Genomic DNA, 20,465 nt, shown 5'->3' with positions numbered 1-20,465 from the left:
GCCTCTCCTGTGCGCTCGTGGCCCGCCCACCGTCCGGTGCGGTCGCTCATGCCCGGTCCCGTCCCGCCCGGCGCCGGGCGAAGGCGGCGGCGCGACGGCCTGCCGACTCGCGGGCCCGGTCGACCCCGGCGTCGGTCCGCTGCGCCACCGAGGCCGAGACGAGGCCCCGGACCGTGGGATAGCGGAAGATGTCCACGAGCGACACCCGGTCGCCCAGCACCGGCACCAGCAGCGTCCGGAGCCGTACGGCGAGCAGCGAGTTCCCGCCGATCTCGAAGAAGTTGTCGTGCGCGCCGACCCGCTCGGCGCCGACGACCTCGGCGAACACGCGGGCCACTCCCCCTTCGGCGTCGCCCTTCGGCGGCTGGTACTCGCGGGTCGCCTGCCGGCCCGGTTCCGGCAGCGCATCCCGGGCGACCTTGCCGTTGGGCGTACTCGGCAGCCGGTCGAGCAGCACGACATCCGCGGGCACCATGTAGTCGGGCAGCGTCCGGGCGCAGAAGGCGCGAATCTCCTCCGCTGCCGGCGGGGTGGCCTCGTTCGCGGCAACGCCGTAGGCGACGATCCGGCGGCCCGCATTCTCGCCGCGGACGACCACGACGGCAGCCCGCAGGCCGGGATGCGCCGCCACGACGTTCTCGATCTCGCCGAGCTCTATCCGGTGGCCGTGAAGCTTGACCTGGTGGTCGAGCCGGCCGAGGAACCACAACGCGCCCTCGGCGTCGCGGCGCACGAGGTCACCGGTGCGGTAGAGCCGCTGCCCGGGGATGCCCGAGAACGGATCCGGGATGAAGCGCCCGGCGGTGAGCGCGGGGCGTCCGAGATAGCCCCGGGTCACGCCGAGGCCGCCGAGCAGCAGTTCGCCGGGTACCCCTGGAGGTGCGGGCCGCAGGTGGGCGTCGACGACGTAGGCACGGGTGTTGGCCATCGGTTCGCCGAGGACGACCGGGCGGCCGTTCACCTCCGCACTCGTTGCCCACACGGTCACCTCGGTCGGCCCGTACATCGAACGGACCGCGGGGACGCTCTTGGCCAGGACGTCGGCCAGCGGATCCGGCAGCGCCTCGCCGCCGACGAGCAGGCCGGTCAGCTCGCCGAGGGCGGCGGCGTCCTCGTCGTCGACCATCAGCCCGGCCACCGACGGCGTGCACTGCAGGTGCGTGATGCCGTGCCGGCGGATCTGCGCGGCGATCGGCTCGTCGGCGCGGGCACGGCGACTCCGGTCCTCTGACAGCTCCCGCACCAGCCGCAGCGGGCCGAGCGCCTCGAGCACCTGCTCGTGCGGGACACCGAAGTCGATCAGGCAGGCCGCCTCGTCGACGCCGATGGCCTTGAGCTGATCGACTAGGTCGGCGCAGCGCTCCGGCGTGCCGAGCAGGCCGGAGGTGTCGAAGAACCGCTCGAAAGCCCGCGCCACCAACAGGTCCAGCTCGTCCGGGGGCAGCGTCCGCGGGTCGGTGTCGTCGCCCATCGCCGCGCCGAGCCCGGAGAGCAGGTCGAGCGAGGACTTGATGTAGGCGCACAGGGGTTCGCGCACGATCTCCCGAACCTCATCGGTGTCGGCGCCGACGAACGTATGCAGCATCACCGTCACCCGGCCGTCGCCGGGGTGCCCGGCGTCCCGCCAGGCCTGGCGATAGAGCGTGATCTTCTCGGCGAGCTGCTCGGCCGAGTGACCCAGCATGTGCGTCAGCAGGCCGGCGCCGACCTCACCCGCCATCCGGAACGTCTCCGGGCTGCGCGCGCTGGTGATCCACACGGGCAGGTCCCGCTGCACCGGCGGCGGGAAGATCGAGACGTCGACGTCCCGGCCGACCCCGTTACGGCGGGTCAGGCTGTCGCCGCGCCACAGCCGCCGCAGGGTGGCGAGACCGTCGAGCATGGCCTGCTTACGATCGGCGTAGTTGTCCGGTGCGAGAACGAAGTCGTCGGGCTGCCAGCCCGAGGCGACGGAAACGCCGACGCGGCCCCCGCTGATGTTGTCGAGCACCGACCATTCCTCGGCGACCCGCAGCGGGTCGTGCAACGGGAGGACCACGCTGCCCGCCCGGATCTGCACGCGGTCGGTGACCGCGGCGACGGCGGCACCGGTGACCGCCGGGTTCGGATACAGGCCACCGAACTCGTGGAAGTGCCGTTCCGGGGTCCACACCGCGTGGAAACCTTGCCGGTCGGCGAATTTCGCGCCCTCGATGAGCAACCGATACCGGTCGGCCGGGTCACCGCCGCGGTCACCGCCGAAGTAGAACAGGCTGAAGTCCATCGTGCGCGCCTGCGCCGCGGCGGGCACGACCGTGCCGCCGCCCGGGACCGTGGTCCGGGTGGGTTCGTCGCCCCGGAGCACCACCCGGTGGCCGCGGGCCAGGGTCCACAGGAGTTCCAGCACGGAGATGTCGAACGACATGCTGGTGACGGCGAGCCAGCTCGCCGGGGCGGCGCCGGGGACCAGCGGGTCCATGCCGGCGAAGAAGTTCCCGACGTTGCGATGGGTCACCATGACGCCCTTGGGGGTGCCGGTGGACCCGGAGGTGTAGATGACGTACGCCAGGTTGTCCGGGGTGAGCGCCGCCGGGGCGGCGGGCGGGGCCTCGTCCTCGCCGGGTTCGTCGACGAGCAGGGCTCGAGCGGGCAACCGGGTGGCGCGCTGGGCCAGGGTCGCGCTGGTCACGACGACCCGGGCCTGCGCGTCGGCGACCATGAACGCCAGCCGCGCGTGCGGATAACCGGGGTCGAGCGGCAGGTACGCACCGCCGGCCTTGAGGATGGCCAGGAGCGTGACCACGAGGTCCGGCGACCGGTGCAGGTACACGCCCACCGGGAGGTCCGGGCCGACGCCGGCGGCACGCAGCCGGGCGGCGAGCGCCTCGGCGCGGGCGTCCAACTCGCGGTAGGTCAGGGCCCCGTCCGGTGTGTCGTCGACGTGCATCAGAGCCGGGGCGTCCGGGGTCCGGGCGGCCTGCTGCGCGATCAGCTCGTGCACCAGTGCGTCCGGCACCGGCACCGGCGGGGGGTTGAGACCGGCGAGCAGGTGCTGGGACTCCTCGGCCGAGAGCAGCGGGAGGGTGCTGATGCGGGCGTCCGGCTGAGACACCGCGGCGCTGAGAACCGTGGTGAAATGCCGGGCCAGCCGGTGCGCGGTCGCCGGATCGAACAGGTCGGTGGCGTACTCCAGCCGTCCGGACAGCGTGTCTCCGGTACTGGTGAGGCCCAGCGTCAGATCGAACTTCGCGCTCTCGGTGTCACCGGGAACCATCCTGACCTCGCAGCCCGGCAGCACGAGCTCGCCCTGCTCGCCTTCCTGGTGGCTCATCATCAGCTGGAAGACCGGATTGTGGGCGGTGTCGCGGCTCGGGTGCAGCTCCTCGACCAACTTCTCGAAGGGCAACTCCTGGTGCGCCAGCGCGAGGCGCGCCTCGTCGCGGGTCCGGGCCACCAGTTCCCGGAACGTCGGATCGCCGCTGAGGTCGAGGCGCTGCACGACGGTGTTGGTGAAGAACCCGATCAGCGGCCGGACCGCCTCGGTGGTACGACCGGCGACGGGCGAGCCGATGATGGCCTCCTGGGCACCGGTGTAGCCGTGCACGAGGACGCCGAACGCCGCGAGCAGCACCGCGAACGGCGTGGCCGCGCTGTCCCTGGCGAGCGCGGTGAGCCCGGCGGTGGGAGCCGCACCGACGGTGAAGGGGACATGCCCACCCCGGTGACTCTGCACCGGTGGCCGCGGACGGTCGGTGGGCAGCGTCGCCAGGACGGGTGCACCCGCGAGACGGTCACGCCAGTAGCCCAGCATCTCCGCCAGCCCGGGGCCCGTGAGGCGGGCATGCTGACGCTCGGCGTACTCGGCATACTGCAGGGCCGGCTCGCGCAGGTCAGCGGCCGTGCCGGTCTGGTGTGCGCGGTACAGCGCGGACAGTTCGCGGCCGATGATGCCGAGCGACGCGCCGTCGCAGACCAGATGGTGCAGCGTGAGGCACAGTCGATGTTCCGTACGGCCGAGGCGCACCAGCAGCGGCCGGATCATCAAGTCGGTTTCGAGGTCGAACGCGCGCCTGGCCTCGTCCGCGCAGATCTGCTCGGCCACGGTGACGTCGGCGGCGTCGCGGACATCGACGGTGATGGCGGAGGCGGGCTGAACGAACTGACGTGGTTCGCCGTCGACCACGCGGAACGTCGTCCGCAGCACGTGGTGGCGGCGCACGAGCTCGGTCAGCGCGTGCTCCAGCGCGGTGAGGTCCAGCGGACCGTTGATCCGGTAGACCATCGGCACGACGTACACCGGATTGCCGGGGTCGAGCTGGGAGAGAAACCAAAGACGTTGCTGCGGGTACGACAGGACGTGCCCGCGGGCGGCGATGCGCTCCCGCAACCGTTCCGCCAGCAGCGCCCGGCGGGCGGCCGGATCTGCGGGCAGGTGGGAGATTCCCGGGGTGCCGGTCACCGGTCGGCCTCTTTCTCGGCCATGGTCTGCAGCAACTCCTCGACGTCGTGGTCGGACATCTGCTCGAGCCGGTCCAGGAATCCGGCGTCGGTGTCGAGCAGTTCGGGCACGGCGGGCCCGGCCGCGGCGTCCACCTCGGCGGCGAGCGCGGTGACCGTGGGGGTGAGCAGGAAGCGGCGCAGCGGCACGTCGGTCCCGAACCGATCGTTGATCCGCGCGACGAGTCGCATGGCCAGCAGGGAATGGCCGCCGAGCCGGAAGAAGTCGTCGGTTCTGCCGATACGGGCAAGTCCGAGCGACTCGGCGATCAGCTCGGCGACCACGACCTCCGTGGCGGTACGCGGCGGCTCGTAGTGGGCCGCCTCGTCGGGATCGTCACCCGGCGGCAGCGCGGCCCGGTCCACCTTGCCGCTCGGGGTCATCGGCATCGCGGGCAGCCGGACGTACCGCGCCGGCATCAGGTAGGGCGGCAGCCGTTCGGCGAGGAACTCCCGCAGCTGTGCGGTGGTCACCGCGCCCACGACGTAGGCGGCGAGGCGGCGCCCGCCGGGTGCGTCCTGGACGACGACCGCGACCTGGGCGACGTCGGGGTGGGCGGCCAGCACGGCCTCGACCTCGCCCGGCTCGACCCGGAAACCGCGGATCTTCACCTGTCCGTCGGCCCGGCCGAGGAAGTCGATCAGGCCGTCCCGGCGGAGACGGACGAGGTCGCCGGTGCGGTAGAGGCGACCGCCGTCGCTGGAGTTCGGATCCGGCACGAATCGCTGGGCGGTCAGGCCGGGCCGTCCCGCGTAGCCGCGCGCGACGCCGGGACCGCCGAGATACAGCTCACCTGCCACGCCGGCCGGGACCGGCGCCAGGTGGGGGTCGAGGACATGGGCGGTGGTGTTGGCGATCGGGCGGCCGATGGGCACCGACGTCGCCTCCGCGGAGAGTTCCTCGATGAGGTGACAGACGGCGAAGGTGGTGGTCTCGGTCGGCCCGTAGCCGTTCATGAGCCGGTGGGGCCGTTGCGCGGCCGGCGCGTCGAGCAGGCGGCGGATGCGGTCGGGGTTGAGTGCCTCGCCGCCGACGAGCAGGGTGCGTACGCCCGCGAAGGAACCCGGATGATCCGCCATGACCTCGGTGAACAGCGCAGAGGTGAGGAACATGGCGGTCACGCCGTGGTGCTCGAGCGCGCGACTGAGGCCGCCGGGGGTCAGCAGCGTCTCGGTGTCGATGACGCAGACCGTGCCGCCGTGCAGGAGCGCACCCCACAGCTCGAAGGTGAGCGCGTCGAAGGAGGCGTCCGCGACCTGGGCGAACCGCTCCCCCGGGCGGAACTCGGCATAGTCCGTCCCGCACACCAGCCGGAGCACCGACCGGTGCTCGACCATCACGCCCTTGGGCCGGCCGGTGGAGCCGGAAGTGAACAGGATGTACGCGAGATTTCGTGCCCCTGCGGTGAACGGCGGCGCCGCGGCGGCGCCGCTTGCGACCTCCTCCATGGCCAGCACCGGGAGGCCGGTCAGCAGCCCGCCGAACTGCGCCCGCGTCACGACCGCGGTGAGACTTGCTTCGGCGGCCATCAACTCCAGGCGTTCCGCCGGGTAGCCGGGGTCGAGCGGCACGTAGGCCCCGCCCGCCTTGAGCACGGCGAGAACCGCGACGATCATCTCGCCGCCGCGCGGGAGCAGCACGCCGACCGGGCTGTCCGGGCCCACGCCGTGGGCGCGCAGTGCGTGCGCGATGCTGTTCGCACGCCGGTCGAGCTCGGCGTACGTGTATTCGCGGTCGCCGTCGACGATCGCGACGGCGTCCGGACGCGCCGCGACCTGCTCGGCGAAGAGCTCGGGAATCGTCCGCCCGGCGGGGAAGTCGGTGACGGGTCCGGACGACGGCTGCTCGCCGACGGGCATGGGCAGGCGGTCGAACGCGGTGGCCGGGTCGGCCATCGCCGCGTCGAGCAGCGCCAGATACCGCTCGACGAGCCCGGCGGTGGTCTCGGCGTCGAACAGATCCGTGGCGTACTCCCAGATCAGCGTGATCGGGTCGGCGTCGTCGAGCACCGCGTGCCCGGCGCGTTGTTCGGCGCGGGGCACGACCACGACGTTGATGTCGGTCTTGGCCGAGCCGTTGTGCCGTTCGAGCACGGTTCCCCGGATCTCGGCGAAGTCCAGTTCGGGCACCTGGGAGTCGTGGAAGCTGAACATGGCCTGGAACAGCGGGTTGCGGCCCGGGTCGCGCGGCAGGTCCAGCGCGTCCACGAGCAGCTCGAGCGGCATGTCCTGCCACTGGCTCGCCCGGCCGACGGTGCCGTGCGCGCGGGCGACGAGCTCGTCGAAGCCCGGCGAGCCCTTGAGGTCGATGCGCAGGGCCAGGGTGTTGACGATCATGCCGATCAGGTCTTCGGTCTCGGCGAGACGACGGTTCGCCACTCCGCTGCCGACGACGACCTCGTCCTGCCCCGCGTGGCGGGAGAGCAGGGCGGCGAAGCCCGAAAGCATCACCGAGTAGAGCGTGACCCCGCGAGCCCGGCTGTATTGGCGGAGTCTGCCGCTGAGTGCGGGCGGGACGTCGACCCGGAGCACGGCACCGCGGAAGCTCTGCACCCGCGGGCGCGGGCGGTCGAGGGGAAGCTCCAGCGCGGTGGGGCACCCGTCGAGCTCGGCGGTCCAGAACGCCAGGAACTTGTCGAGGACGTCACCGCGCAGCCAATTCCGCTGCCACCGCGCGAAGTCGGTGTACCGCGGCTCCGGCAGTGGGTCGTGGACCTCGCCGTCGAGTACCGCCGGGTAGATCCGCTGGAGTTCGCGGACGAACAGGGCGAAGGACCAGCCGTCGTGCACCAGGTGGTGTTCGACGTGCACCAGGGTGTGGTCGTCCTCGGCCTGGCGGATCAGCACCCAGCGGGCCAGCGGCGGGCAGGCGAGGTCGAACGGCGTACGCACCGTGTCGGCGACGATCTCCTCGACGCGGTCGTCGTGGGCGTCGGCCGGGAGGCCGGTCAGGTCGATGATCGGCAGCTCGACCGGCATCGGTGGCATCGGCCGCTGGGTCGGCGTACCCGCCTCGGCGACGAAGGCGCAGCGGAAGACCTCGTGCCGGCGCACGATCTCGGTGAGGGTGGCCCTCAGCGCCTCGGGATCGAGGGGTCCCCGCAGCCGGAGCGTCGCCTGCGCGTTGTAGGCAAGGTTGCCGGGGACGAGCTTCTCGAGGAACCACACGCGCTCCTGCGGGAACGCCAGCGGTGCGGGATCGGCACCGGCGGTGGTCTCGATCGGCGGTGGGGTCAACCCGTGCCGCACGCCGCCGTCGAGCACCGCCGCCATTCCGGCGACGGTCGGCGACTGGTAGAGCGATCGCAGCGGTAGTTCCCGGCCCAGTTCCTGGCGTACCCGCGCGGCGAGACGCCCGGCGAGCAGCGAATGCCCGCCCAGCGCGAAGAACTCCTCGTGCACGCCGACCCGTTCGAGGTGCAGCAGCTCGGCGATCATTTCCGCGAGCGCGTGCTCGGTGGGGGTCCGCGGCGCGACATAGTCCTGCAAGGACCGGCCGCGGGGCGGTTCCGGCAGCGCCGCACGGTCGATCTTCCCGCTCGGGGTGAGCGGCATCGTCTCGAGGACGACGACCTCGGCCGGCACCGTGTGCTCGGGCAGCCGGCTCCGCAGGTATGCGATGAGCTGCTGCGGCTCGGCGGTGCCGGTGACATAGCCGAAGAGCTCGTCGCCGCGGCCGAGATCGAGCGGAACCACGACGGCGTCGTGGACGGCGTCGTGCTCGGCGAGGCAGCGGGCGATCTCCTCCGGCTCGATCCGGACACCGCGGATCTTGACCTGGTTGTCGACCCGGCCGAGGAACTCCAGGTTGCCGTCCGGATGGTGGACGACCAGATCACCGGTGCGGTACCGGCGTCCGCCGGGCGTGACCGGGTCCGGCACGAACCGCTGCGCCGTCAGTCCCGACCTGCCGAGATAGCCTCGGGCCACGCCGGCACCGCCGATCAGCAGCTCGCCGGGCACGCCCGTCGGCACCGGGCGCAGCCGGTCGTCGACGACGACCACGCCGGCCCCGAGAATGGCGGTGCCGATCGACGGCTTGCCGTCGTCCGCCTTGAGGTCGGCGGCGGTGGCCCAGACGGTGGTCTCCGTCGGGCCGTAGGCGTTGACCATCCGGCGCCCGGGCTGCCACCGCCGCACCAGGTGCTCGGGCAACGCCTCGCCGGCGCAGATCACGGTCCGCAGGTCCGGCAGATCCTCGGCGGGGAGCGTGGCCAGTACGGACGGCGGGATGGTGAGATGCGTGATCCCGTCACGGCGCAGGAGGTCGGTGAGGCCGGGACCGGGTGCCAGCGCGTCCCGCGGGGCCAGCACCAGGGTGGCTCCGGTGGCCAGCGCCATGACCATCTCGAACACCGACGCGTCGAAGCTGGACGGCGCGAACTGCAGGACGCGGTCGCCGGAGCCGACGTCGAAAGCGGCCTGCTGGGCGGCGACGAGGTTGGCCAGGCCGCCGTGGGTGAGCGTGACGCCCTTGGGGCGGCCGGTGGATCCCGAGGTGTAGATGACGTACGCCGCGTCGTGCGGGCCCACCGGCACGGCGGCCGCCGGCACGGCGGAGACATCAGGACCGACAACGTCGAGGCCGTGACCGAGGACCGCGGCGGAGAGGGGGTCGGCCACGAGAAGACCGATCCCCGAGTCCGCGATCATGTATTGCAGCCGGTCGGCAGGGTAGCCCGGGTCGAGCGGCAGCCAGGCGGCCCCGGCGCGCAGCACGCCGAGAATGGCGACCGGCAGGTACTGGGACGGGCTCGCGGAGACCCCGACCAGGGTGCCCGGCCCGGCCCCGCGCTCGCGCAGGACGGTGGCGAGGGAAGCGGCCGCGGCGTCGAGCTCCCGGTACGTCATCGTGTGGGTGCGGAACTCGACGGCGACCGTGTGCGGTGTGAGCGCCACCTGCCGGGCGAACACGTCGGCGAACAAGGGCATAGTTCTGGCCATCACCATTGAATTCCTTCTACCGAATGCTCATGAGTGCGAAAGGTCGCTCAGCTCGCCGGCGAGAACAGCATTCGCGCGGATTCCGGCGAATCGATGACGAGTCGGCAGGCCGCGCCGAAGTTGTATTCACGCTGTTCGGCGGGGTCGGCGCCGGAGATTCGGATTCCGATTTCCGTGATCCGTTCTGGCGCGTCCTGCGCCGGGCGGAGCCGCAGTGTCAGATCCGGGCCGCTGAGCACGCCGTCCTCGCCGGCGACGAAGCCGACCGGTGCGAGCGCGGCGGTCAGCCGGGCGGCCCGCTCCGAGGTGGTGACCAGGGTGACGCTCTCGATGTCACGCATCAGCAAGCCCTCGCCGGACCCGCCCACGGCGGCATCGAGATAGCCGGCCCGGGTCATCGATCCGTCCGGCGTCGGGGCCGCCCCGACGGCGGCCAGGTACGCGGAGGTGACCTCGTTGAGGAACAGCACCATCGGGCAGCCCGGGCCGAGAGCGACGTTGATGCGGTGGTACCACGGCTGCGGCTCGTCATGGCCCGGCAGCGTGCGCCGCACCAGATCGTGGTGATACTCGACGCCGGCGTCGCTGAGCACGGCCTGGGCCCGGGCCGACGATCCGGGTTGCTCGAAGGAGAACACCAGCCCGCCCACGAGGGCGCCCGCGGCGGCCGGGGGCGTACCGAAGAGCTCGATCAGCGTGTTGTCCCCGGCGAGCCCCAACGTGGAGTACGAACCCGCCACCGAACTGTCCGCATGCTTCAGCTTGCGCCGCGCGAACCGCGAGCCGAGGAACGAGGAGTCCGCGACCGCCTGATAGTCGGCGGGGTCGAGCAGGACCATGACGTGGTCGAGGCGCGGCACCGGCGGCGCCTCGACAGCGGTCTTCTCCATGCGGACACTCCGAATCCTCGGCGGACATTCGAGCTGTTGCGAGTCTGCACCGCCGGACCCTTGGAAAGCAGTGGGGGAACCCCTGTATCGGGGCCGGGCACCCCCTGGGTCGGTCCAGGGTAAGAATTCCGACCGGGGCCCGGAAAGAATGGCGGCAGCTGCGCCGGGTGTGCTTTTCTGGGCAGCGACAACCGCCCACGCCGGCCGCTAGGGAGAAATCGTGCTCATTCGTATTCTCGGCACCGTCTCCGTGAACGTCGACGGCGTCCTGCGCGACATCCGGGCGAGCAAGGTCCGCGCGATGCTCGCCACGCTCGCGCTGGATCCCGGACGCCCCATGTCCTACGACGACCTCGCGACCGAACTGTGGTCGGGCCGGTCGCTGTCCAACGCCCGGAATGCCGTCCAGGCGCACGCGGCCCGGCTGCGCAAGCTGGTCGACGGCCCCGGCGGCATCGCGATTCGTGCGGTGCCCAACGGCTACCTGCTCGACGTCGCACCCGAGGACGTCGACGGCAGCCGGTTCCTCATGCTCGCCGCACGCGGTGCCGCGCTGGTGCGTACCGAACCGCGCCGCACGATCGAGCTGCTCGAGGAGGCGATGCGGCTGTGGCGCGGCCCGGCCCTGCTCGACGCCGGCGACGGGCTGCGCTGCCGCTCGGCGGCGATGCTGCTCGAGGAACGCAAGCTCGATGTCTGGGAGCTCGTCACCAGCGCGCGGCTGGCCGTCGGCGACAACGTGACCGCCGCCGCGGACCTCGGCCCGCTCGTCACGCAGTACCCGCTGCGGGAAGTGTTCTGTGAACAGCTGATGCTCGCGCTCTACCGCTGCGGCCGGCAGAGTGATGCCCTCGCGACGTTCCACCGCACCCGCAGGCACCTGGACGAGGAGCTGGGACTGCAGCCGAGCCGCCCGCTACGGCAACGCTACGCCGACATTCTCGCCCAGGATCCGGCGCTGGCCGACGGACTGGTGGGAGTCACCTCGGCCGGCTGACCGGCGGCCGCACCATCTGCTGCACCAGCGCGGTGCACGCGGGGTCCGTACGGCCTTCGAGGTGGAACTCGACGTACAGCACCAGATCCGCGACGCCCCGGCGGTTCGTCTCGACAGCGTCGAGCCGGGCCCCCGCGCGGAACCGGGCGCCCACCGGCACCGGATGCCGGAATCGGAGCTCGGTCACCCCGGTGTTGATCACCGCGCCCACGCCCCGCACCTCGAAGATCTCGGCGAGCAGCGCCGGAACCAGCGCCAGCAGGTAGTAGCCGTGCGCGATGGTGCCGCCGAACGGGCCGGCCGCGGCGCGATCCGGGTCGACGTGGATCCACTGTCGATCCCCTGTCGCTTCGGCGAAGCGGCTGACCTCTGCCTGTTCGAGTCGTCGCCACGGGGTGACACCGAGGTTCCGGCCCACCTCGCCCGCCAGCGCGGACACGCCGTCGAACACCCGCTGCGGTGGCGGGATCACGTTTGTAGGACTCACCTGCACCTCCGGCTCCGTGCTCCCAGCGTGTCGAGCCGCGCTGACCGCCTGTTGACGAGCCGATGACCGCGCCCGGGGCAGTCAGTGATCGGTCAGCGCTCGGTCAAGGAGCCGTCGCCGGCCGGTCAGAGCCTCCGCAGACACTGACAGTGGTGACAGCGAAAGGATTCAACGTGAGCCGGTCGGCAGTGCTGGTGGGGATCGGCAGTTTCCTGCCACCCCGAGTCGTGTCCAACGCGGACCTCGTCGCGCGTCTCGACACCACGGACGAGTGGATCTGGGCCCGGACGGGCATCGCGCAGCGTTACTATGCGGATCCCGGCATGGCGACCTCCGATCTCGCGGTGGGCGCGGGCGCCGCCGCCCTGAAGTCCGCGGGCGAGAGCACGGTCGACACGGTCGTGGTGGCGACCACCACCCCGGACCGCCCCTGCCCCGGCACGGCGCCGCTGGTGGCGAGCCGCCTCGGGTTGACCGGCGCGGCCGCCTTCGACGTCAACGCCGTGTGCACCGGGTTCCTGTACGGCCTGGCCACCGGCGCGGGTCTGATCGCGGGCGGCTCCGCCGATCGGGTCCTGGTGATCGGTGCGGAGACCTTCTCCAGCATCCTCGATCCGGCCGACCGCACGACGTCGGCGATCTTCGGCGACGGTGCGGGCGCTGTGGTGCTGCGCGCGGGCACGGCGGACGAGCCGGGCGCGATCGGCCGGTGCGACCTCGGCAGCGACGGCGAGGGCTACGACATGATCACCGTACGGGCGGGCGGGTCCCGGTCGCGACTGGCCGCCACGTCGCCGGAACCGGGCGACCACTACTTCACGATGGCGGGCCGCGAGGTCTTCTGGCGGGCTGTGCAACGGATGTCCGACTCCTGCCGGGCGGTGCTGGAACAGGCCAAGATGACCACCGAGGACGTCGACTGGCTCGTCGGGCATCAGGCCAACCAGCGCATCCTCAACCGGCTCGCCGACAACCTCGGCATCCCCCGCGAGCGCTGCGTGAGCAACATCGCCGCCGTGGGCAACACGGCCGCGGCCTCGATCCCCCTCGCTTTGGACCACGTCTGCGCGGCGGGACTGTTGCGACCGGGGCACCGCGTCCTGCTCACCGCGTTCGGCGGTGGCCTGACCTGGGGGTCGACCGTGCTCACCTGGCCGGCGCTGGCCCGGGGATGAGCCGGCTGCCCCTCGACCACCCATTCCCGACCGATGAAGGAGTCCCGACATGAGCACGATGTACGAAACCCTGGTCGACCTGCTGGTCGACAAGTTCAAGGTCGAGCGGGACGAGATCCAGCCCGGCATCACCTTCGAGGAGCTGGAGATGGACTCCCTCTTCATGGTCGAGCTGCTGCTGGAGGTGCAGACGACGACCGGCGTGCGGATCACCGAGGACACGGCCACCCCGCGCGACACCATCGAACACGCCGCCGACATGATCGAGAAGCAGGTGGCCGCGGCGGCAACGTCATGACCCGTCCGGCGATCGCGGTGACCGGCCTGGGTCTGGTCACCGCCGCCGGCATCGGTGTCACCGCCAACCGCGAGGTGATCTGGTCCGGTACGCCGACCGCGCGCCGGGACCCGAAGCTCGCCGGACTACCGGTGGACATCTCCTGCACCGTCCCCGGCTTCGACCCGGCCCGGCACGTGGGCCGGCGCAGCGAGCTCAGTCACGACCGGTTCGTCCAGCTGGCGCTGACCGCGGCGGCCGAGGCGATCACCGATGCCGGCCTCGACCCCTCGACCTGGGACGGTGCCCGGGTCGGCGTGGTGATCGGCTGCGGGCTCGGCGGCGTGTCCACGTGGGAGCGCCAGCACCACCAGCTCCTCGGCTCCGGGCCGGAGACCGTCTCGGCGCTGCTGATCCCGATGCTGGTGCCGAACATGGTGGCCGGTCATCTGGCGATCCGCTTCGGGGCGACCGGGCCGAACTTCGTCACGGCCACAGCCTGCGCCTCCGGGGCCACGGCGATCGGGTCGGCCATGTCCCTGCTGCGCGACGACCTGTGCGACATCGTCCTCACCGGCGGCGCCGAGGCCGGCGTCAGCCCCCTGATCGTCACCGGGTTCGCCCGGATGGGCGCGCTCTCGGGGCGCCTCGACGACCCGGCCGCGGCGTCCCGCCCGTTCGACGTGGACCGGGACGGGTTCGTCGTCGGTGAGGGCAGCGGGATCCTCGTGCTGGAGCGGGAGGCCGACGCCCGCGCCCGCGGCGCCACGGTTCGCGCCCGGGTCGCCGGATATGGCAGCTCCGCCGACGCGCACCACATGACCGCGCCCGACCCGACCGGGGCAGGTGCGACGCGGGCCCTCTCCGCCGCCCTCGCCGACGCCGGCCTCGGGACCGCCGACGTCGACCACGTCAACGCGCACGGCACGTCGACACCGCTCAACGACGTCACGGAGGCGCGGATGCTGCGCCGCATGCTCGGCGACCGGCCCTCGGTGACCTCGGTCAAGGGCGTCGTGGGGCACTCACTCGGAGCGGCCGGGGCGATCGAGGCGGCCGTGACCGCGCTGACCGTACAGCAGGCATCGGTGCCGCCGACGGCGAATCTGGACAGCCTGGACCCGGAGATCGAGCTGGACGTCGTGGCCAAGACGGCTCGCGCGCAGCCGGTCGGGGTCGCGGTGAGCAACTCGTTCGGATTCGGCGGCCAGAACGCCGTGCTCGTGTTCACTGCCTGACACCAAGGAGGACCATGCCGACCGACGGCGCCGAATTCGATGTGATCGTGGTGGGTGCGGGTTCGGCGGGCTGCGTCGTGGCCCGCCGGATGGCTGACCGGGGAGCACGGGTGCTGCTCCTGGAAGCGGGCGGCGCCGACACCGATCCGGCCATCCACGACCCGCGGCGCTTCGGCGAGTTGTGGTTCGGCGAGCGCGACTGGGCGTACCGGACCACGCCGCAGCAGGACGCGGCGGGGCGCCGGCTGCACTGGCCGCGCGGGAAGGTGCTGGGCGGATCGAGCTCCCTCAACTGCATGATCTACACCCGGGGCGCGGCGGCCGACTACGACCACTGGGCCTACCTCGGCAACGACGGCTGGTCCTGGGCGGACGTGCTGCCGGTGTTCAAGAGGATCGAGGACTTCGATGCCGGCGCCGGCGAATGGCACGGCACCGGCGGCCCGCTACCGGTGACCACCCGGTACCGCACGGACCCTGTTCACGAGTCGCTGATCGAGGCGGCCATGGAGACCGGTATCGCCTACAACCCCGACTACAACACCGGTACGCCCGACGGCGTGTCGCGGGTGCAGTTCACCGTGTCGGGCGGACAGCGCAGCAGCGCCTTCCGTGCGTACCTGGCGGCGGCCGACGGAGTGACCATCCTGACCGGCGCGCGGGTCCGGCGGTTGCTGCTGGAGGGCACCCGCTGCGTGGGCGTCGAGTGGCTGCGAGAGGGACGGGTGGAGCAGGCCTCGTGCTCGGGTGACGTCGTGGTCAGCGCGGGGGCGATCGAATCGCCGCGGCTGCTGATGCTCTCCGGCATCGGCGATCCCGAGCACCTGCGCTCGGTGGGCATCGACGTCCGGGTGGCGCTGCCCGGGGTCGGCCGGAACCTGCACGATCACCTGCTCGTGCCGGTGATCGTCGGGACCGGGCGGGATCCGGGACGACCGTCGGCGGGGATCGGGCCCGCGCAGACTCACCTGTTCTGGCGCAGCCGGCCGGGGCTGGTCGTGCCGGACGTGCAGCCGCTGAACTTCCCGGTGCCGATGTACCAGCCCGGTCTCTCCGGGCCGCCGACCGGCTTCACGATGCAGGCCGGCCTGGTCCGCCCGACCAGCCGCGGAAGCGTACGCCTGACCGGCGCGGATCCCGACGACGAGCTGCTGATCGATCCGGCGATCCTGCGTACCGCCGCCGACGTCGACACGCTCGCGGCGGCGGTGACGCTGTGCCGCGAGATCGGCCGGGCCCGGGTGCTGGACAAGGAATGGGACGCGGTCGAGTGCCACCCCGGACCCGGGGTGCAGTCCGGACGGGCGCTCCGGGAGTACATCCGTGCGACCGTCACCACGTACCACCACCAGTCGGGCACCTGCCGGATGGGCACCGACGCCGAGGCGGTGGTCGATCCGCGTCTGCGGGTCTACGGCGTCCAGGGCCTGCGGGTGGCGGACGCATCGGTGTTCCCCAGCGTCCCGACGGGCAATACCCACGCACCGGCCCTGCTGGTCGGAGAGCAGGCCGCCGCCTTCATCGCCTGACGCCGTCGGCGTCGTCGAAGAACTTCTCCACCAGTTCGAGGAATCGCCCGGGGGTCTCGAGGTGCGGCATGTGGCTGGCGTCCTCGATCAGTTCCCACCGTGAGCCCGGCAACGCGGCGTGCAGTTCTGCCACCGCGCCGGGGGTGACCTCGTCGTGGCGGCCGGACACGATCAGCACGTCGGCCGTGACCGCGCCGAGCCGCCCGGTGATGTCCCAGTCGCGCAGATTGCCGGTCAGCCGGAACTCGCTCGGTCCCGCCATGGCCAGGTAGACGGTGGAGTCCTCGGCCAGCGCGCCCAGCGTCCTGAGCAGCTCGTCGGGCACCGGGCGGCACCGGCACACGTGCAGCCGGTAGAAGGCGCGTACCGCTTCCTGATAGTCGGGGTCGCTCGTGCTCCCGGCCGCCTCGTGCCGCTCGATGGTGCTACGGACGTCCTCCGGCAGCGCGGCAACCAGCCCCGCCACTTCCGTGCTGTAGGTCCGCGAGCGGGCGAAGGCGTCGGCGACGACCAGGGAACGCAGGCCGGCCGGCACCTGGGCCGCCAGTTCGAGACCCAGCATGCCGCCCCAGGAGTGTCCGAGCAGGTGGTACTCGCCGATACCGAGATGGGCGATCAGGTCGGTCAGTTCCCGCAGGAACAGCGGGACGGTCCAGAAGCCGGCGTCCACGCCGGGCAGGCGTCCCGAGCGGCCACTGCCGAACTGGTCGTAGAACACCACCGGACGGCCGGACTCCGCGAGCACCCGCAGTGCGGACAGGTAGTCGTGGGTCAGCCCGGGACCGCCGTGGCAGACGACCACCGGGGTCCGGGCGTCGTCCGCGCCGAGGTCGCCGACGACCTGGTACCAGGTGGTGAGGTCCCCGCGCTCCAGCACGCCCTCGGTGATCAGCATCGCCGTCTCCCCACGTCGTTTCCGGCGAGTATCCGAATGCCCGTTGACCGATCACTGACGGTGCCCTGACCTCCGGCCTTCGTCAGCACCCGGTCAACCAGCCGTCAATGACACGTCAGCCGCCGCCGCGAGACTGGGCCGGTCTGATCGTCGATCCAAGTCACCTCGGAGGTATCCGTTGAGTCAGGCGCAGCAGAATGACATCGGTGCGGCGGTCAGGCAGGTGCTCGGGGACTCTCTCGGCTACCTCTACCCCGCCGCGATGCGCGTCGCCGTCTCCCTCGGCATCGCCGACCACCTGGCGGAGGGCGCGAAGAGCGCCGAGGAGCTCGCCGAGCTGAGCAAGGCGAGCGCGGACCACCTCCGGCGGGTCCTGCGCTTCCTGGCCACCCGGGGGCTGTTCGAGGAGGACGCGGAGGGCGCCTTCCACCTCACGACCGCCGGCAACCTGCTCCGTGCCGATTCACCCCTGGCGATGGCCTCCGTCGTGAATCTGCTGACCGACGAGATGTACTGGCTGCCCGCGGGCCGCCTCGACGACACGGTCCGCAAGGGCACCACGGCATTCCCGGACATCTTCGGCTCGTCGCTGTTCGACTATCTCGAGCAGCACCAGGACAGCGGCCAGACGTTCCACACCGCGCTGGACGACCTGTCCGCCACCGAGCACGGTCCGATCGTGGCGAACTACGAGTTCCCGTCCGGCTCCACCGTGGTGGACGTCGGCGGCGGTCAGGGGGGCCTGCTGCGCGCGGTCCTCGAGGCCAACCCGGAAGTCACCGGCGTGCTGTTCGACCGCGACGTGGTCGTGAAGGGACACAGGCTGGACGTTCCCGCGCTCGACGGGCGCTGGCGGATCGAGGGCGGAAGCTTCTTCGAGGCCATTCCGTCGGGCGCCGACGTGTACCTGCTCAAGCGCATCCTGCACGACTGGAACGACGAGGACAGCGTCCGCATCCTGCGCGGCTGCCGGAACGCGATGGCCGAGGGCGGCCGGGTCCTGGTGATCGACACGGTCGTACCGCTCGGCAACGACCCGCACCCCGCCAAGCTGTCCGACATCGCGATGATGATCGTCTTCGACGGCAAGGAGCGTACGGAGGCGGAACTGAGGGCCCTGTTCGCACAGGCGGACCTCCGGCTGGAACGCGTCATCGCCACGCCGGGCTCGGTCTCCGTCGTCGAGGCCGTCGCGGCCTGAGGCGCAGAGACCATGTCCAGCGAGATGCTGACCCCCCACCCGGACACGGAGCCCGAGCGGCTGGCCCTTCCGATCCCCCGGACGAATCCGATCGAGATACCGGAGGTCTTCGGCAGGCTGCGCGAGGAGAAGCCGGTCTGCCCGATCTCCATGGTGACCGGCGACCCGGCGCTGCTGGTGACCCGGCACGACGACCTGAAGCGGGTGCTCACCGATCGGGTGTTCAGCCGCGCGGCGGTGTGCGGCGAATTGGCGCCACGCTCGCAGGCCGTTCGGCCGAGTCCCGACTCCATCATGAACATGGACCCGCCGCGGCACACGCGCATCCGCAAATTCGCTGCCCAGGCCTTCACCCCGGCCCGGATCGCCGCGCTGACGCCGGAGATCGAGTCCATCGTCGACGACATCCTGACGGCCATGGCGGCCGAGGACGGTCCCGTCGACCTCAACGAGATGTTCTCCCGGCCGCTGCCCCTGCGGATCATCTCGCACATGCTCGGTGTGCCGTTCGAGGACTGGCCCCTGTTCACCGGATGGACCGAGACGATCATGACGATCGCCTCGACCGCCGAGGAGATCGCCGCCGCGTACGTCGGCCTGCGCAGCTACTTCATCAAGCTGGTGTCGGACAAGCGCGCCGACCCCGGTGACGACTTCCTCAGCGTGCTGGCAGCCCAGTCCGACGCCGAGGGCAGCCTCACCGAGGCGGAACTGGTGTCGCTGGGCACCTTCCTGCTCGTCGCGGGGCACGAGACCAGCGCCACCGTGCTCACCGCCGGGGTGCTGAACCTGCTGCGGCACCCCGACCAGCTGGCGGCGCTGAAGGCGGATCCCGAGCTGTGGACGGGGGCGACCGAGGAGATCTCCCGGGTGGGCATCCCGGGGGTCTCGCCGTTCCCGCGGATCGCGACCGAGGATCTGACGATGCACGGGGTGGACATCCCCAGGGGCACGGCGATGGTCGTGAACTACGAGACGGCGCTGCGCGACCCGCGGGTCTACGAGAACCCGGAGGCGTTCGACATCCGGCGGCACCAGCCTTCGCAGGTGTGGTTCGGCCACGGGCCGCACTTCTGCCTGGGCGCGCCGGTCGCCCGGCTGGAGGTGGGCATCGGGCTGCGCGCGCTGTTCGACCGGTTCCCCGGCCTGCGGATGGTCGAGTCCGCGAACGACCTGCGCTGGAAGAACAACGCCGCGCTCGGCGGCTTCGAACGGTTCCTCGTCAGCTGGTGAAACCTCCGACGGAAGGCCTGCTCGTGATCAGCTCGGACCCCAAGGACATCGGCGCGGCCGTACGGCAGCTGCTCGGCGACGCACTGGCCTACCTGTACCCGGCGGCGCTGCGGGCGGCCGCCGGCGCCGGAATCGCCGACCACCTCGCCGACGGGCCGCTCACCGCGGAGGAACTGGCCCGCCGGTCCGGCGTGGACAGCGGCCACCTGCGCCGGTTGCTGCGGTTCCTGGCCACCCGTGGGGTCTTCAGTGAGCAGCCCGACGGCAGCTTCGCCCTGACCACCGCGGCAAGCGTGTTGCGCCGGGACTCCCCGGCCCCACTGCGCAATCTGGTGCTGCTGTTCACCGACGAGATGTACTGGCGGCCGGCGGGGCGCCTCGACGAGACCGTACGGCGGGGCACGACGGCCTTCGACACCATCTTCGGCGCCCAGATCTTCGAGCACCTGAGCAAGGACCCGGCGAAGAACGAACTGTTCGTCGACGCAATGGCCGACCTGTCGGTACTGGAGCACACGGGCATAGCCGAGAGTTACGACTTCCCGGCGTCGGGCACGGTCGTCGACGTCGCCGGCGGGCTCGGCGGGATGCTGCAGTCGGTGCTGGTCCGCAATCCCGGGCTGCGCGGTGTCCTGGTCGACCGGTCGGAGGTGCTCGAGCGGCACCGGATGACCGATCCCGCCGTCGCCGGCCGGTTCGAGCTCGCCGAGGCCGACTTCTTCGCCAAGCTCCCCTCCGGCGCGGACATCTACCTGCTCAAGCGGATCCTCCACGACAAGAGCGATGAGGAGGCCGTCCGGATCCTGCAGACCTGCCGCGCCGCGATGAACGAGTCCGCGAGGTTGCTCGTCATCGACATCGTCGTCCCGCCGGCCGGTGCGGAGCAGCCGAACCCGACGTCCGACGTGCTGATGATGACCGTGTTCGAAGGCAAGGAACGCACCGAGGAGGAACTCGCGAAGCTGATGTCGGCTGCCGGCCTGAGGATCAGCCGCGTGGTTGCGACGCCGTCGGCGATGTCGATCACGGAAGTCGTGGCGCTCTGAGCCTGGCTATGCTGACCTCTTCTCGACGGGCAACCGAAAGGAATCTCTCGTGAACCAGGGACCGAGCGTGGATCATG

General features: G+C 71.6%; 13 protein-coding genes. 8 read left to right on the top strand and 5 right to left on the bottom strand.

The genetic code is table 11. The annotated features are described in order from the left end of the window. Nucleotides 1-46: 46 nt before the first annotated feature. From AB0368_RS37160 to AB0368_RS37150, 3 genes are read right to left on the bottom strand one after another with little or no spacing between them, the layout of a single operon-like run. Nucleotides 47-4,438: a MupA/Atu3671 family FMN-dependent luciferase-like monooxygenase gene (locus AB0368_RS37160; protein WP_366158746.1), complete on the bottom strand. Its 4,392-nt coding sequence runs from the start codon at nt 4,436-4,438 to the stop codon at nt 47-49. Continuing rightward, nucleotides 4,435-9,420: an amino acid adenylation domain-containing protein gene (locus AB0368_RS37155; protein WP_366158745.1), complete on the bottom strand. Its 4,986-nt coding sequence runs from the start codon at nt 9,418-9,420 to the stop codon at nt 4,435-4,437. Before AB0368_RS37155 ends, AB0368_RS37160 begins: the two co-directional genes overlap by 4 nt. 47 nt (nt 9,421-9,467) lie before the next feature. After that, a complete protein-coding gene (locus AB0368_RS37150) occupies nt 9,468-10,310 on the bottom strand; it encodes a DUF5829 family protein (RefSeq protein ID WP_366158744.1) in 843 nt (280 codons plus the stop codon). A gap of 220 nt (nt 10,311-10,530) precedes the next feature. Between AB0368_RS37150 and AB0368_RS37145 the strand changes: the two genes are divergently transcribed. Further along, a complete protein-coding gene (locus AB0368_RS37145; protein WP_366158743.1) occupies nt 10,531-11,307 on the top strand; it encodes an AfsR/SARP family transcriptional regulator in 777 nt (258 codons plus the stop codon). Here the strand turns inward: AB0368_RS37145 and AB0368_RS37140 are convergent. Then, on the bottom strand, nt 11,291-11,794 hold the full coding sequence (locus AB0368_RS37140) for a MaoC family dehydratase (protein ID WP_366158742.1): 504 nt from the start codon (nt 11,792-11,794) through the stop codon (nt 11,291-11,293). The two genes, AB0368_RS37145 and AB0368_RS37140, sit on opposite strands and share 17 nt — an antisense overlap. A 173-nt stretch (nt 11,795-11,967) precedes the next feature. On the opposite strand from AB0368_RS37140, the gene AB0368_RS37135 reads away from it, so the two are divergent. The 4 genes from AB0368_RS37135 to AB0368_RS37120 are packed head-to-tail and all read left to right on the top strand — an operon-like array spanning nt 11,968 to nt 16,013. Next, the gene (locus AB0368_RS37135; RefSeq protein ID WP_366158741.1) at nt 11,968-12,969 is read left to right on the top strand and encodes a beta-ketoacyl-ACP synthase III; all 1,002 of its coding nucleotides are present in this window, start codon (nt 11,968-11,970) and stop codon (nt 12,967-12,969) included. Between the two features lie 49 nt (nt 12,970-13,018). Then, entirely contained in the window at nt 13,019-13,267 is a 249-nt protein-coding gene (locus AB0368_RS37130) for a phosphopantetheine-binding protein (RefSeq protein WP_366158740.1), read from the top strand. After that, nucleotides 13,264-14,484: a beta-ketoacyl-[acyl-carrier-protein] synthase family protein gene (locus tag AB0368_RS37125; RefSeq protein WP_366158739.1), complete on the top strand. Its 1,221-nt coding sequence runs from the start codon at nt 13,264-13,266 to the stop codon at nt 14,482-14,484. Before AB0368_RS37130 ends, AB0368_RS37125 begins: the two co-directional genes overlap by 4 nt. Before the next feature lie 14 nt (nt 14,485-14,498). After that, a complete protein-coding gene (locus AB0368_RS37120) occupies nt 14,499-16,013 on the top strand; it encodes a GMC family oxidoreductase N-terminal domain-containing protein (RefSeq protein ID WP_366158738.1) in 1,515 nt (504 codons plus the stop codon). On the opposite strand, the gene AB0368_RS37115 is transcribed toward AB0368_RS37120, so the two are convergent. Then, the gene (locus tag AB0368_RS37115) at nt 16,003-16,908 is read right to left on the bottom strand and encodes a proline iminopeptidase-family hydrolase (RefSeq protein WP_366158737.1); all 906 of its coding nucleotides are present in this window, start codon (nt 16,906-16,908) and stop codon (nt 16,003-16,005) included. The two genes, AB0368_RS37120 and AB0368_RS37115, sit on opposite strands and share 11 nt — an antisense overlap. Before the next feature lie 178 nt (nt 16,909-17,086). Between AB0368_RS37115 and AB0368_RS37110 the strand changes: the two genes are divergently transcribed. From AB0368_RS37110 to AB0368_RS37100, 3 genes are read left to right on the top strand one after another with little or no spacing between them, the layout of a single operon-like run. After that, nucleotides 17,087-18,109: a methyltransferase gene (locus tag AB0368_RS37110; RefSeq protein WP_366158736.1), complete on the top strand. Its 1,023-nt coding sequence runs from the start codon at nt 17,087-17,089 to the stop codon at nt 18,107-18,109. Nucleotides 18,110-18,121: 12 nt separating this feature from the next. After that, nucleotides 18,122-19,342, top strand: a complete 1,221-nt coding sequence (locus AB0368_RS37105) for a cytochrome P450 (RefSeq protein ID WP_366158735.1) — start codon at nt 18,122-18,124, stop codon at nt 19,340-19,342. After that, nucleotides 19,339-20,388, top strand: coding sequence for a methyltransferase (locus tag AB0368_RS37100; protein WP_366158734.1), 1,050 nt, complete (start codon nt 19,339-19,341; stop codon nt 20,386-20,388). The genes AB0368_RS37105 and AB0368_RS37100 overlap by 4 nt, the downstream gene beginning before the upstream one ends. Nucleotides 20,389-20,465 lie beyond the last annotated feature (77 nt).

It is taken from the genome of Actinoplanes sp. NPDC051475, assembly GCF_040689425.1.
GTDB lineage: Bacteria > Actinomycetota > Actinomycetes > Mycobacteriales > Micromonosporaceae > Actinoplanes.
The sequence above is the reverse complement of the archived record's forward strand: the minus strand, read 5'-3'. Positions and strand labels throughout refer to the sequence as shown.